Here is a 15,078-nt window from a genome sequence, read left to right on the forward strand (position 1 = left end):
TTGCAAATCGCTGCCGAATCGTTCATTCGTGATGAGCAGAATCCAGCGGTTTTCAGAAATCAAGGCCAAGCATTTTTGGATGCCCTGACCCGTGGAAACGACCACTCCAGCCGCTTCGTCACCACCCAGGCCGAGAAATTCGCCACCGAATGGGAAGTCCTGGACCAAAAGGCCAACACCAAGACCGGCTTCAGCGGCACCCTGTTCCGCAACCGGGAAACGCGAGAAACCGTCCTGTCCTTCCGCTCGACCGAATTCATCGACGACGCGGCCCGCGACAACAAGGCCACCAACGAGCTGGAGATCAAGAACACCGGCTTCGCCTGGGGCCAGATCGCCGACATGCAGGCGTGGTATGCGGAACTCAAAAAAGACGCGAACAAACTGGGCGGCGGCCAGGCGTTCAGCGTCACCGGCTACAGCCTGGGCGGGCACTTGGCCACCGCGTTCAACCTGCTCAACGCGGGCGCGGCGCAACGCGTGGTCACCTTCAACGGCGCGGGCGTGGGGCAAATGAAGGACGGCACCCTGGCCGAGGCCTTGGCGGAGTTCAACGACCTGCGCGGCAGCACCGACAAGTTGGCGGCCCGCTTCACCGAAACCGGCCTGGCCGCCACCTACCGCACCATTCAGGAGGGCCTGGCCAGCGGGTCCATGACCGCCGCCTCGGCGCAGACGTGGCTGCAAGCGCAGTACACCGATCCCGTCAGCGGCCAGGTGCGCGCGTTGGGCCCCCAGGCACAGATGCTGCAAACCGCCCTGCGCGAGATCGACGCCATCGCCAAGGAGGCCGTGCGCGTCACCACCCTGGTGGCCGGCGGCACGGGCGAAGGCGCCAGTGCCAATCCCAGGAACGTCCCTGCGCAGGACATCGCCGGGCTGGACTTGAACTACCGGCTGGCCATGCAGATCGCGGGCCAGCACACCCGCTCCGCCTCGCTGGCGGCCGGCGCGGGCCAGGGCTTCGGCGACAAGCAATACGGCGGGCAACTGGCCAACCAGTACGACGTGGTGGGCGACACCAGTCCTTCCGTGGTCTCCAACAGCCAGTGGCACTACGGGCAGGACGTGCGCATCGGCATCGAGGACCAGCCCCTGTACCGGGGCGGCATCGGTGGCGGCATCCTGCTGGACGCCATCGCGCTCAAGAGCCCGGACCTGCTGGTGGACGGGTATGCGCTGAAAGACTTCGGGGATACGCACAGCCTGGTGCTGCTGGTCGATTCGCTGTCGCTGCAGAACACCCTGCTGTCGCTGGTGCCGCCCGAGCAGCGCACGCAGGACAGCGCAAAGGAACTCTTCAAGGCCCTGTACCAGGCCGCCACCGACAAAAAGCGCGTGGACGGCGACCTGCTGGCTGGCGCAGGCCAGGGCAAGGCCGAAGGCGATCTGTTGGAAAACCTCGTCAACGCCCTGGCCGACACCGTGCTGGGGCCGCAGGCCAGGGCCACGCGCCTGAAGGGCAATACCGAGGGCGGCACCTGGGCACGCACCCAGGACGAGGACGGCTACAGCGGGCGCGACCGCTTCTATGCCGTGCTGGAAAAAGTCCAGAAAGGCATCGAGGACCTGAAACTCGACAAGCCCTTTGCGCTGGCATCCACCGGCGCGGCCACGTCGCTCATCCGCTCGGCGCGCAGCGACTTCGGCGACTACCTCGCCTTGCAGACCCTGAGCCCCTTCGCCCTGCACATGGCCGATGCCCAGGCGGGGCAGGACGCCATCGGGGCGCGCTGGGGCGCGGCGTACACCGACTGGAAGAGCGACCAACAGGCGCTGGCGGCCGGCCAATCCACCGCAGACCTGCGCATCAGCGACCAGTGGCTGACCGACCGTGCGGCGCTGCTGGAGCGCAAGAATGCATTCGGCATCGCCAACCTGAATTCCTTCGATCTCACGCCGATCCCCGAGCAAGGCCCCCGGGCCACCGCGCCCTACCATCTGGAGGACACCTACTACGAAGACGCGAACAGCGGCTACAAATTGCGCCAGGGCGCGATCACCAATGCCACACGGAACGTCTATTTCGGCGATGGCGAGGACAACCAGTTTTCCGGCCGGGCGCTGGAAGACCACCTGTACGGCGGTGCGGGCAACGACACGCTGGACGGCAAGGGAGGCGCGGACTACCTGGAGGGGGGCACGGGCAAGGACGTGTACCGCTTCAACGGCCAGTTCGGCAACGACACCGTGTGGGACACGGACGGGTCTGGCACGCTGGAGTTCGACGGCGTTGCCATGCCCCTGGCGGTGCTGCGGCGATACGGCACGGACGATGCCTGGGAGGACGCCAGCGGGCAGTTCCTGTTCACGCGAATCTCCCAAGGCAAGGGCGACCGGGTGGACGTGCGCATCACCAAGTACACCTCGGCCACGGACAAGACCGTGCAGGGCAGTGTGACCCTGCGCGGCTGGCAACCCGGCGCGTTCGGTTTGACGCTGGGGGAGGAGCAGGAGGCGGTGCCTGTGCAGGGTGGGGTCAAGACCTCTTTGGTGGTGCGGGCCGCGAATGTGAACGAGCCGACGCAGCCCGCCATGGGGGATGTGCCATGGCTGTTCGGCTCCTCTGTATCGCTGCAATACGAAGGAAAGGACGATGCGGTCAAGTGGGTGAATGCGGACCATTCCGACGGAGGGCAGATCGTGGAGACCGGTGGGGGTAACGACCGCATCTTCGTGGGGCGCGTTTATGAATCGTCGCAATATCCGGGGGATGAAAACTGGGAGCCCCGGCCGAACGAGGACGAGGACCATGTGATCGCGGGTGCAGGCAACGACGTGGTGTTGACAGGGTATGGCAGCGACACCATCGAAGGCGGGGATGGCGATGACGATCTGTTGTCTGGCATGGTCGGGTCATACATGGCCGTGGGTGTCGACGGCTTGGATTCCAGCGGAACGTGGACCCATGAGAACTTTGCGGAGCAAAACCACGATCCGGCCGATGCGGGAAGTTCGGACTTCGTGGACGGCGGCGCGGGCAACGACCAGATTCGCGGCGGCATGGGGGGCGACGTGCTGCTGGGCGGCACGGGCGACGATACGGTCTATGGAATGGAGGGCGACGACTTGCTGGTGGGGGGCGAGGGCGCCGATACCTTGTATGGCGATGGCTGGTACCGGGCGGATGATGAATTCCAGATGGACCAAAATATCCGCTCTTATGACCACCGTGGCAACGACACGCTGCTGGGCGGTGCGGGGGAGGACCGCCTGGTCGGTGGAGTGGGCGAAGACCAGCTCTTCGGCGGGGAGGGCAACGACGAGCTCTATGGCGACGGCAGTGGTGCTTTCACCGAGGGCATCAACAACCTGCTGTGGATTCCGGGGCAATACCACGCGGCGGACACCATCGACGGGGGCGATGGCAATGATGGCATCGTGGGCGGCGGCGGGGGCGATGTGCTGCTGGGCGGCAACGGCAACGATCTGATCCGCGGGGATCAGTACGACACCATCCTGGTCGATGCGCAGTACCAGGGGGATGACCGCATCGAGGGAGGGGAGGGCAACGACCAGTTGTATGGCGACGGTGGCGCCGATGTCGTGATGGGCGGTGCAGGCAACGACAGCCTGAACGGCGGCAATGGCAACGACGTGCTGTGGGGCGGTGCGGGCGCTGATCGGCTCGATGGTGGCTCGGGCGATGACGTGTATTACTTCGCGCCCGGGGATATCGAGGCCGGCCGCAAGGAGGTCATCCAGGACGAAGGCGGCAAGGACCGCATCGAGTTCACGACAGGGGTCTCGCCCAAGGACGTTTCGGTGCGCCGCGTCGGTGCAGAGATCGTGCTGGCCCTGGGGGACGGCGCAGTCGTGGGGGTTCAGGGCGATATCCGCACCATCGAATCCGTGGCGTTCTCGGACGGTACGCAATGGAGCACGAGCGAATTGGTGGCCGCGGCGACGCGCACCACCGATGAAAGCGATACGGTGCAGACCGTGCTGGCGGATTCGACGGTGGACGGCGGCGGCGGCAATGACCAGTTGTCGGGTGACGGCTGGAAGGACACCCTGCTGGGCGGCGCGGCAGACGACGAACTGCGTGGAAATGGCGGCGACGACGTGCTGGACGGTGGCGCGGGCAACGACGAGGTGTTCGGGGGAGAAGGGCGCGACGTGGTCCTGTTCGGCCGTGGCGACGGACGGGACCAGTATTTCGCGGGCGCGGCAGGTGCCGGCCAGGGGGATGTGCTGAGGCTGAAGGCGGGCTTGGCGCTGTCCGACCTGGTGCTGCTGCGCGGCGGCGATGACTTGATCGTGCGCATCGTTGGTGGGGACGAGCAGTTGACCGTTCGGTCCGCCTTCGGTAGCGAGCCGCTGGAGCGATTGGAGTTCGCGGACGGCCGTGTGGTGGCACTGGCCGACCTGCCTCTGGCCAGCGGACAGTCCCAGGCGACGCAAGGCGACGATGTGATTTATGTCGGCGCTGGCGGAGAGACGGTGGATGCGCTCAGCGGACAGGACACGGTGCAGGGCGGCAAGGGCGATGACACGCTTGACGGCGGTGCCGGAGACGACTCGCTTTTGGGCAATGCAGGCAATGACGTCCTGCGGGATTTCTCAGGGAGAAACGGCTTCTACGGCGGTGACGGCGATGACCGCATTTCGGGCACGGGCAATTACGTGGATGCGGGCGCAGGAAACGATACCGTGGATGTGGCCGGAGCGGTCATCCGGCTCGGCTCCGGGGATGACACCGTGGTTCTGCGCCAATCCGACGCATCGCCCGGCCGCTCACGCGTCATCGACGGCGCCTCCAATGAGGTCACCCAGCGTACCTTCCGTTTCGCGTCTGGCATCTCGCCTTCCCAGGTCGAGTTCAAAAGCTTGTCGGACGAGGGCCGCAAGGACCTTGGGGTGACATGGCCGGGCAGCGCCAGTGTGGGCGTGCAGGACCTGCGCATCGAAGGTTTCATGGATCTGCAGGTGTCATACCGCAGCGGCATCCGCTTCGTGTTCGAGGATGCGCCCGAGACGGTCTGGAGCTTCGACGATGTCTTCCTCCTTGCGAATTCCGGTACGGCGGGCGACGATGCCTTGCGCGGTACGCCCGGGAACGACGAGCTGCGCGGCCTCGCCGGCAACGACAGCATCGAAGGGCTCGCCGGCAACGATGTGCTCGACGGCGGTCCAGGCTCCGATACCTTGCGTGGAGGGGATGGCAACGACACCTTGATTGCCGGAGACGGCAGCGCAATGGGTTCCGACACGCTCTATGGCGACGCTGGAGACGACGTGCTGGTGGCCTCCACCAGCGGCATCTCGCGGCTGTCGGGCGGCGCAGGGGCGGACACCTTCCGCGTCGGCCCCGGCGGGCGGCATGTGATCGTGCAGGACGACACCGTGTCGCAGGACGTGCTGGAGTTCGACGCGTCGATCGCGCCGAAGGACGTGAGCGTCACGCACCTGAACGGCGCGGCCATGCTGGTCGCCCGGGACCCGGTGTCCGGCGCGATCCGCGTCTCGGTGGAGCTGCAGGGCCTGCTGCGCAACGCGCAGCCGGGCGGCGTGACCGAGGTGCGCTTTGCGGGCAGCCCCGCCACCGTGTGGACGCTGGAGAACCTGCGCGAGCGCGCGCTCCAGGGCGCCGCGGGTGCGGACACGGTGACCGGCTTCGACTGGCGCGACGACCGCCTCAGCGGCGGTGCAGGAGACGACACGCTCGTGGGAGGTCTGGGCAACGACGTATACCTGGTCGGCAAGGGCGAGGGGCGCGACGTGATCACCGAGGCCGGCGGCACGGACACGCTGCGCTTCGGTGCGGGCATCGCCGCGGCGGACGTGAAGCTGGTGCGCACCTCCAGCCCCCCCTCCGACCTGACCGGCCGCACGATGGAGTTCGCTGCGGCGGACTCCCTGGTGGCCGTGCTGCCCGGGGGCGGGCAGGTGTGGATTCCGGGGTTCTTCGGTACGGGGGGCGGGATCGAAGGGTTCGAGTTCGCCGACGGCGCGCGCTGGAGCCTGCAGGACATCCAGAGCCGCACGGTGGACGCCCGCGGCACGGCCAATGCGATGCAGGGCACGGCGGGCGATGACGCCTTCACCGTGGACCATGTGGCCGACACCATCGCCGAAGGCGCGGGCCAGGGCACCGACACGGTCAGCAGTGCCGTGTCCTATGTGCTGCCGGGCAATGTCGAGAACCTCACGCTCACGGGCACGCTGGACATTTCGGGCGTCGGCAACGCCGCCGCCAACGTGATCACCGGCAACGCGGGCAACAACGTGCTCAACGGCATGGGCGGGACGGACGGCCTGGTCGGTGGTGCGGGCGACGACATCTACGTGGACGCGTCCGGTGGCGCCTATGACAACAACAAGGACGTCATCGTGGAACGGGCCGGGGAGGGCAACGACACGCTGCTGCTCGATGCCAAGAACCGGGTGCTGGACGAGAACGTCGAGAACCTCGTGCTGATGGATTGGAGCAACTCGAGCCGAGTGACTCCTTTGGATTCCTACTACGGATTCCAGCCTTCCTACCAGCTCTACGATGGACGAGCGGACGACACCCGGCTCCAGCTCAGCGGAAACACCGGCGACAACGTCATCGACGCGACGAACCAGGGGCGCCTCAGTGCCACGCTGATGGGTGACCGTTCCAAGACATTCGGGGGCATCGTCCTGGACGGGGGCCTGGGCAACGACACGCTGATCGGCGGTGCCGAGGACAACTATTACGTCCTCGACAGCCTGGGCGACAAGGTGCTGGAGACGGGCATCGCGGACAACGGGGCCCAGTTGTCCCTCAACGACACGGTGGTGTCCTCCCGCATTTCCATCGACCTGCCGCTCCATGTGGAGAACATCGAACTGCTGGGCGACCAGGCGATCAACGCCACCGGCAACGACCAGGCCAACCAGATCCGCGCGTCCCGGAACACGGCGCGCAACGTGCTCACCGGCAAGGGCGGCGACGACACCTACTACGTGGGGATCGACGACGCGGTGGTCGAGCAGGCCGGCGGTGGCACGGACCGGGTCATCATCGACGTCATGGCGATTGGCGCCGCGGCCTACCATTCCAGCGGCAAGGTGTTCCGCCTGGACGACTACGCCAACGTGGAACACCTCGCGGCCAACGGGCAACTGCGCGGCAACCAGCCTGCGCAGGGCGTGCACCTGGTGGGCAATGCAGGCAACAACACCATGAGCGGCTCCTTCCAGGACGACATCGTGGAAGGCGGTGCGGGTGACGACGTGGTGGAAGACCAGTACGCGGCCATCCGCCCCAATGCTTCTTTGTACTCCAGCGGCTGGGACAACGACGAACTGCTGGGCGGCGCGGGCGATGACCGCCTGGTGAGCTATGCCGGGCGCGACGTGATGGATGGGGGCACGGGCAACGACACGCTCGTCGGAGGCGATGTCTTCCGTTTCGGCCGGGGCGATGGCCAGGACGTGATCACGGCATGGACGGGCCGCGCCAGCGCGGACCGGCAGCAGGCGCTGCGCTTCAAGACCGGTGTCGTGGCCTCCGACGTCAGCGTGCGGCGGGTCGGCGATACCTTGGTCGTGGCCATTCGCGGCACCACCGACCAGGTCACCGTGCAGGGCTTCTACGGAGACCAGGAATTCAACGCGGTGCGGCGCATCGAGTTCGCCGACGGCACGGCCTGGGGTTTCGATGCGCTGATGCGCATGACCGACCCGAACGCCGTGAACCACGCGCCGGTCCTGTCGGCGGCGCTGCCCGAGGCCAAGGCCGCCACGAACACGCCGTTCAGCTTCGCGTTGCCGGCGGGCGCGTTCAAGGACGAGGACGCGGGTGAGGTGCTGACGTACAGCGCCACGCTGGCGGATGGCAAGCCCTTGCCTGGGTGGCTGGCGTTCGATGCGTCCAGGCTCTCTTTCAGCGGCACGCCAGCCGCCGCCGACCAGGGCGCTTTGAGCGTGCGCGTGACGGCCACCGATGCGATGGGCGCGCAGGCGAGTGGCAGTTTCGCGATGAGCATCACTGCGGGCAACCGGCCGCCCGTGGCCAGTACAGAGATCGCACAGCAACGCGCAACGGAGGATGTCGAATGGCGGTTCACGGTGCCTGCCAGCACGTTCACTGATGCCGACGCCGGCGATTCACTGACCTGGAGCGCCAAATACTACGGCGGCCCGCTTCCCGATTGGCTTTCTTTCGATGCTGCCACCCGTACCTTCTACGGAACACCGGCGGGCCGCGACAGCGGTTTGTGGGGCGTGGAGCTGATGGCCACCGACCGGGCCGGTGATTGGGCCAGTGTGTTGGTGGAGGTTTTGGTCGATCCTGTAAACGATGCGCCTGTAGCAAAGACTCCGCTTACCCCCCAGTCATTCAAGCAAGGCGCCGCATGGAGCTTTGCCTTGCCGGCCGACGCGTTTGTCGATGAGGACGAGGGCGACGTGCTGACCTATTCCGCCACCCTGTCATCCGGCGCTGCGCTGCCGGCGTGGCTGACGTTCGACGCTGCCAAGAAGACGCTGCGCTCCTCCAGCACCTCGGCGCCGTCGGGCAGCTACGAAATCACCATCACCGCGACCGACCAGGCAGGCGCCAAGGCATCCCAGAAGCTCCCGCTGACCGTGCAGTCGAGCGCGATCACGGGCACAGCTAGCAACGACACCCTCACCGGTACCAGCGGCAACGACACCATCGACGGCGGCGCGGGCGCTGACACCATGACGGGCCTGGGCGGCAACGACACCTACACGGTCGATAACGCCTCCGACAAGGTGGTGGAGGCCGCCAACGCGGGCACCGATACCGTGCTGTCCAGCGTCACCCACACGCTTGCGGCGAACGTGGAGAACCTGACGCTGACCGGCACGGCCGCCATCAACGGCTCCGGCAACGCCCTCGCCAACACGCTCGTGGGCAACAGCGGGGCCAACCGGCTAGACGGCGGCGCGGGTGCGGACGCGATGACCGGTGGGGCGGGCAACGACGTGTACATGGTGGACAACGCGGGCGATGCGGTGATCGAGGCCGCCAACGGCGGGACCGATGCCGTGGAGTCTTCCATCACTTACGCACTTACGGCGAACGTGGAGAACCTGACGCTGACCGGCACGGCCGCCATCAACGGCACCGGTAATGCCCTTGCCAACACCCTGGCGGGCAACAGCGGTGCCAACCGGCTGGACGGCGGCGCGGGCGCGGACGCGATGACCGGTGGCGCGGGCAACGACGTGTACGTGGTGGACAACGCGGGCGACACGGTGACTGAGGCCGCTAACAGCGGGACGGATACCGTGGAGTCTTCCATCACCCACACGCTTGCGGCGAACGTGGAGAACCTGACGCTGACCGGCACGACCGCCATCAACGGCACCGGCAATGCCCTGGCCAACACCCTGGCGGGCAACAGCGGGGCCAACCGGCTGGACGGCGGCGCGGGTGCGGACGCGATGAGCGGTGGCGCAGGCGACGACGTCTATGTGGTGGACAACGCCAGCGACACCGTGACGGAAGGCGTCAATGGCGGCACGGACACCGTGGAGTCCTCCATCGCCTACACGCTGGGCAGCGACGTGGAGAACCTCACGCTGACGGGATCGTCCGCGCTCAACGGCACGGGCAACGCGCTGAACAACCGGCTGCTGGGCAACGCGGGCGCCAACACGCTGACCGGCGGCGCGGGCGCGGATTACCTGGACGGCGCAGCCGGGGCCGACACGCTGATCGGCGGTGTGGGCAACGACACCTACTGGCTCGGCAGAGGCTACGGGCTGGACACGATCCAGGAAAACGACAGCACCAGCGGCAACCAGGACATCGCGAAGTTCGGCAGTGACATCTCGTCGCGCCAACTGTGGTTCCGCAAGTCCGGCAACCACCTGGAGGTGAGCGTCATCGGCACGAACGACAAGTTCACGGTGAGCGACTGGTATTCCGGTACCAAGAACCAGGTGGAGCGCTTCGACGCGGGGGACGGCAAGAGCCTCACCAACAGCCAGGTGCAAAACCTGGTACAGGCCATGGCGTCGTTCTCGCCGCCCGCGGCAGGGCAGACGACGCTGCCGGCCAACTACCAGAGCGGGCTGGAGTCGGTGCTGGCGGCGAACTGGAAGTGAGGAGTGGTGCGGCCCGGGTCAATCGGGCCGCACCGCGCTGATCGATGTGGCACCGGGCTATTTCGTCCCGAAAATCCGATCCCCCGCATCTCCCAGCCCGGGCAGGATGTAGCCGTGGTCGTTCAACTCGCGGTCGATCGCTGCGGTGTAGATCGGCACGTCGGGGTGGGCCTTTTGCAGCGTGGCTACGCCTTCCGGTGCGGCCAGCAGGCAGACGAACTTGATCGAGCGGGGGTTGAGCTTCTTGAGGCGGTCCACCGCGGCCGCAGCGGAGTTGCCGGTGGCGAGCATGGGGTCCACGACGATGATGTCGCGCTCTTCCATCTCGGAAGGCATCTTGAAGTAGTACTCGACCGGCTGCAGGGTCTGCGGGTCGCGGTACAGGCCGATGTGGCCCACCCTGGCGCCCGGGATCACGTTGAGCATGCCGTCCAGAAAGCCGTTGCCGGCGCGCAGGATGGACACGAGCACCTGCTTTTTGCCGTCGATGACCTGGCCCGTCATGGTTTCCAGCGGGGTTTCGATCTGTACGTCCTGCAGCGGCATGTCGCGCGTGACCTCGTAGGCCATCAGCGTGCTGAGTTCGCCGAGCAGGCGGCGAAAGCTGTTGGTGCTGGCGTCCTTCTTGCGCATCAGGGTCAGCTTGTGCTGCACCAGGGGATGGGTGATGACGTGGACATTGCTCATGGGCTGGGGCCTCTTGTTGGGAAAGTGAAAAGCGGGAAAGAGCGGTCTGCAGATGCAGGAGAAAGAAAGGGTACGTGCGTCGCCGCGCAGGGGCGGCTCGGGGCGCCGATCAGTCTGCCAGAAAGCGTGCGTACCGCGCCAGATCGACGTTGCCGCCGCTGACCACGATGCCCACGCGCTTGCCGTGCAGGTCCACGCCGCCGTGCAGGGCGCCGGCGAAGGCGAGGGCGCCGGTGGGCTCGACGACGATCTTCATGCGCTCGGCGAAGAACCGCAGCGCCTGCACCAGCTGCTCGTCGGTGGCGGTGACGATGTCGGCCACGTCGCGCTGGATGATGGGAAAGGTGATGCTGCCCAGCGCCTGGGTCTGGGCGCCGTCAGCGATGGTGTGGGGCGTGTCGATGCGCACGATGCGGCCGGCGCGCAGCGATTGCTGGGCGTCGTTGCCGGCCGCTGGCTCGACGCCGATCACCTGGCAGTCGGGGGCCAGCGCCTTCGCGGCCAGGAGACTGCCCGACAGCAATCCGCCGCCGCCCAGGCAGACGAACAGGTAGTCGAGGTCGGGCACTTCTTCGAGCAGTTCCTTGGCGGCGGTGCCCTGGCCGGCGATGACATGCGGATGGTCGAACGGCGGCACCAGGGTCATGCCGCGTTCCTGTGCAAGGCGCTGGCTGATGGCTTCGCGGTCTTCGGTGAACCGGTTGTAGGTGACGACCTGGGCGCCGTACTCGCGGGTGGCGGCCATCTTTGCGGTGGGCGCGTCTTCGGGCATGACGATCAGCGCCGGCATGTCCAGCAGGCGGGCCGAAAGGGCAATGGCCTGGGCGTGGTTGCCCGACGAGAAAGCCAGCACGCCGCGCGCGCGCTGGGTGTCATCGAACTGGGCGAGCGTGTTGTACGCGCCGCGAAACTTGAAGGCGCCCATGCGCTGCAGGTTCTCGCACTTGAAGAAAAACTGGGCGCCGCATTGCTGGTCCGCCGTGCTGGAGCGCGCCACGGGCGTGCGGTGCGCGACGCCCTGGAGCCGGTGGGCCGCGTCGGCGACGTCGGTGTAGGTGGGCAGGGCCGGGATGTGCGTAGGCATGGCTGCGTCCTCGCGTAGACGGGATCGGGAAGGAGTCCGCATCATAGCCCGCCGGGGGGTGATCAAGGGTCAAAAGTGCCTGCAGCGCACACCCAGTATGTGTTGGCAGCTATCGATTTGATAATGATGGATGCCCTGGCCTAGCCGGCAGGCCTTGCAGATCGACGGACCGCGCCGACCGCTCAGCCCAGATCGCTGAATCGCTGCAGCGGCGCCAGCGCCGGAAAGTCGCCTGCGCGCCTGGTGCGCATCGCGTCCACGGCCTCGCCCACATGCCGGTTGCTCCAGATCGCACCCTGCAGCCAGCCCATCTGGCGCAGGCTGTCGTCCACCGAGTGGTCGCGCGCATAGTGCACAGCCTGCTTGGTGCCCCAGATGGCGACCGGCGGCTTGGCGGCGATCTCGCGGGCGCAGGCCAGGGCCGCGTCCAGCATCGCCGCCTGGGTGTCGAACAGTTCGTTGACCAGCCCGCAGGCCAGGGCGCGCGGTGCGGGCAGGCGCCGGCCGGTGTAGGCCAGTTCCTTGACGATGCCCAGCGGAATCAGCTTGGGCAGGCGCTGCAGCGTGCCCACGTCGGCCACCATGCCGATGTTGATTTCCTGAATGCAGAAGAACGCGTCCTGCGTGGCGTAGCGGATGCAGGCGGCCGTCACCATGTCCACTGCGCCGCCGATGCAGCCGCCGTGGATGGCGGCGATCACCGGGATGCGCAGCGATTCGATGCGCGTGAACGTGGCCTGCATGTCGGTCAGCAGATCGAAGAGGGCGGCGCGGCCTTCGGGGCTCTGGTCGTCCATGGTGATGGCGCCGCCGAAAGTCTCCAGCGCCATGCCGGCCGAAAAGTGCTTGCCCGTGCTGCTGATGACCAGCGCGCGCGCCTCGCCCGACCGATGCAGCCGCGCCAGCACGGAGTCCAGTTCGCGCCAGAATGCCGGGTGCATGGTGTTCATGGCCTCCGGCCGGTTCAGCACCAGATGCGCCACCTGGTCCGTGATGGCGAGCGAGAAGCAGGAGAACAAGGACAAGCAGATCGTCGGTTTCGACATCGACATCATCAACGCCATCGCGAAGAAGCAGTCGCTCAAGATCAAGGTGGTGAACACCCCCTGGAGCGGCATTTTCGCGGCGCTGAACAACGGCGATGTGGACCTGGTGATCTCCGGCGTGACCATCAACGACAAGCGCCGCCAGAGCTACGACTTCACCGAGCCGTACTTTGCCGCGCAGCAACTGATCGCCGTGCCCAAGGCGAGCACCGTGGCGTCGCTGAAAGACCTGGCGGGCAAGAAGATCGCGGTGGTGAACGCGTCCACGGCGGACGATGTGGCCTCGCGCGAGTTCGGCAAGACCAGTCCGAACATCCGCCGCTTCGAGAGCACGCCGCTCATCATTTCCGAGCTGGCGGGCGGCGGCGTGGATGCGGCCATCGGCGACAACGGCGTGATCGCCTACCGCGTGGCGCAGAACGCCGCGCTGAAGACGGTGGAAGACCCCGCGTTCCCCGTCGAGGGCTTCGGCATCGTCGTCAAGAAGGGCGACAAGGCGCTGCAGGACAAGCTCAACGCCGGCCTGGCCGCCGTGCGGGCTGATGGCAGCTACAGCGAGATCTACAAGAAGTGGTTTGGCAAGGAATACAAGCCACGCTGATCGGCACGCCGCTTTTCTGGCATGACACCACGGCCGCGCTGCGGCCGTTTTTGCGGGCGCCTATAGGCCCGCCGCGACCAATGAGAGGAAGAGGCCATGGAGCCTGTTGAGTGGTTTGGCTGGTTCCGGCCGGACATCCTGGTGGAATACAAGGACCTGTTCATCCAGGGCGCCTGGATGACGATCGGGGTGACGGTGGTGTGCGTGCTGCTGGGCGGCACGTGGGGCCTGCTGCTCGCGCTGGCCCGCCTGGCGCAGGCGCGCCATGCGCCGCTGAGCTGGGTGTGCCGCTATCTGCTGCGCTGGCCGTCCACCGTGTATGTGAGCTTCTTTCGCGGCACGCCGCTGTTCGTGCAGATCTTGCTGATGCACTTTGCGGTGCTGCCGCTGTTCATCCATCCATCGACCGGCTTGCTGGTGACGGGCGACTTTGCCCGCACGCTCAAGCAGGAGCATGGCGCGCTGATCTCGGGGATCGTGGCGCTCACGCTCAACTCCGCGGCGTATATCTCGGAGGTGTTCCGCGCGGGCATCCAGTCGATCGCGCGCGGGCAGTCCGATGCAGGGCGCTCGCTGGGCTTCACGCCCGGGCAGGTGATGCGCTACGTGGTGCTGCCGCAGGCCTTTCGCCGCATGCTGCCGCCGCTGGGCAACAACGCGATCGCGCTGCTGAAAGACACGTCCCTGATCTCTGCCATCGGCCTGGCCGAGATGGCCTATGCCGCGCGCACAGTGGCCGGGGCGTATTCGCGCTACTGGGAACCGTATCTGGCGATTGCCCTGGCCTACTGGATCATGACGCTCGCGCTGACCGGCGCCCTGCGCAGGCTGGAGAGCCACCTGGCGCGCAGCGACCGGGTCTGACGCCGCTGCTGAAAGGCGCTGGCGGTTTCAGCGCCGCACCGTGCTGGCATCCTGCCCGAACAGCACCTTCTTCGCGTCTTCGTCCACGGTGGGCGCGGTGTTGATGCCCTGGACCAAGTCGTACGCCCGCACGGTGGCGGGGCGTTCGCGGATGCGTTCGAACCACTGCTTCAAGTGCGGAAAATCGTTGAGGTTCTGCCGCTGGCGCTCGTGCGGCACGATCCAGGGATAGCAGGCCATGTCGGCGATGGAATACGTGCCGGCAATGTACTCGCGCCCATCGGACAGGTGCTTGTCCAGCACGCTATACAGGCGCGCGGTTTCCTTCACGTAGCGGTCGATCGCGTACGCGATGGGCTCCGGCGCATATTGCGTGAAGTGGTGGTTCTGGCCCGCCATGGGCCCCAGGCCGCCCATCTGCCAGAACAGCCATTGCAACGCTTCGGTGCGCCCGCGCAGGTCTTGGGGAATGAACTGGCCGGTCTTGTCGGCCAGGTAAAGCAGGATGGCGCCGGACTCGAACACCGGAATCGGTCCGCCGCCGCCCGCAGGGGCATGGTCCACGATGGCGGGAATGCGGTTGTTGGGCGCGATGCGCAAAAACTCGGGCTGAAACTGCTCGCCGCGGCCGATGTTTACGGGCAGCACGCGGTAGGGCAGTCCGGCCTCTTCGAGGAACATCGTTATCTTGTGGCCGTTGGGCGTGGTCCAGTAGTGCAGGTCGATCATGCAAAAAACTCCTTGGT

Annotated in this window: 7 protein-coding genes; 3 read left to right on the forward strand and 4 right to left on the reverse strand. The window is 66.7% G+C overall.

Going from position 1 to position 15,078, the window contains the following annotated elements:
- Nucleotides 1-75: 75 nt before the first annotated feature.
- On the forward strand, nucleotides 76-10,050 hold the full coding sequence (locus tag M5C98_RS09510) for a putative Ig domain-containing protein (protein ID WP_272552392.1): 9,975 nt from the start codon (nucleotides 76-78) through the stop codon (nucleotides 10,048-10,050).
- 57 nt (nucleotides 10,051-10,107) lie between these two features.
- Here M5C98_RS09510 and upp read toward each other — a convergent pair whose 3' ends face one another.
- From upp to M5C98_RS09525, 3 genes are all read right to left on the reverse strand, one after another.
- Nucleotides 10,108-10,737: a uracil phosphoribosyltransferase gene (gene upp / locus M5C98_RS09515; protein WP_272552393.1), complete on the reverse strand. Its 630-nt coding sequence runs from the start codon at nucleotides 10,735-10,737 to the stop codon at nucleotides 10,108-10,110.
- A 109-nt stretch (nucleotides 10,738-10,846) separates the two neighbouring features.
- A complete protein-coding gene (locus tag M5C98_RS09520) occupies nucleotides 10,847-11,821 on the reverse strand; it encodes a threo-3-hydroxy-L-aspartate ammonia-lyase (RefSeq protein WP_272552395.1) in 975 nt (324 codons plus the stop codon).
- 182 nt (nucleotides 11,822-12,003) lie between these two features.
- Nucleotides 12,004-12,846: an enoyl-CoA hydratase-related protein gene (locus M5C98_RS09525; RefSeq protein ID WP_272552396.1), complete on the reverse strand. Its 843-nt coding sequence runs from the start codon at nucleotides 12,844-12,846 to the stop codon at nucleotides 12,004-12,006.
- Between M5C98_RS09525 and M5C98_RS09530 the strand changes: the two genes are divergently transcribed.
- Nucleotides 12,815-13,468, forward strand: coding sequence for a basic amino acid ABC transporter substrate-binding protein (locus M5C98_RS09530; protein WP_272552398.1), 654 nt, complete (start codon nucleotides 12,815-12,817; stop codon nucleotides 13,466-13,468). The genes M5C98_RS09525 and M5C98_RS09530 overlap by 32 nt on opposite strands.
- A 96-nt stretch (nucleotides 13,469-13,564) precedes the next feature.
- Nucleotides 13,565-14,332: an amino acid ABC transporter permease gene (locus M5C98_RS09535; protein WP_272552399.1), complete on the forward strand. Its 768-nt coding sequence runs from the start codon at nucleotides 13,565-13,567 to the stop codon at nucleotides 14,330-14,332.
- Between the two features lie 27 nt (nucleotides 14,333-14,359).
- Here M5C98_RS09535 and M5C98_RS09540 read toward each other — a convergent pair whose 3' ends face one another.
- A complete protein-coding gene (locus M5C98_RS09540) occupies nucleotides 14,360-15,061 on the reverse strand; it encodes a glutathione binding-like protein (RefSeq protein ID WP_272552401.1) in 702 nt (233 codons plus the stop codon).
- Between the last annotated feature and the right edge of the window lie 17 nt (nucleotides 15,062-15,078).

Source organism: Acidovorax sp. NCPPB 3576 (assembly GCF_028473605.1).
In the GTDB taxonomy this organism is placed as follows: Bacteria; Pseudomonadota; Gammaproteobacteria; order Burkholderiales; family Burkholderiaceae_C; genus Paracidovorax.

Bases quoted from the DNA above. Each gene is read 5' to 3' on its own strand.
- upp (WP_272552393.1), bottom strand. From the start codon at position 10,737: ATGAGCAATGTCCACGTCATCACCCATCCCCTGGTGCAGCACAAGCTG.
- M5C98_RS09520 (WP_272552395.1), bottom strand. From the start codon at position 11,821: ATGCCTACGCACATCCCGGCCCTGCCCACCTACACCGACGTCGCCGAC.
- M5C98_RS09530 (WP_272552398.1), top strand. From the start codon at position 12,815: ATGGCGAGCGAGAAGCAGGAGAACAAGGACAAGCAGATCGTCGGTTTC.
- M5C98_RS09535 (WP_272552399.1), top strand. From the start codon at position 13,565: ATGGAGCCTGTTGAGTGGTTTGGCTGGTTCCGGCCGGACATCCTGGTG.
- M5C98_RS09540 (WP_272552401.1), bottom strand. From the start codon at position 15,061: ATGATCGACCTGCACTACTGGACCACGCCCAACGGCCACAAGATAACG.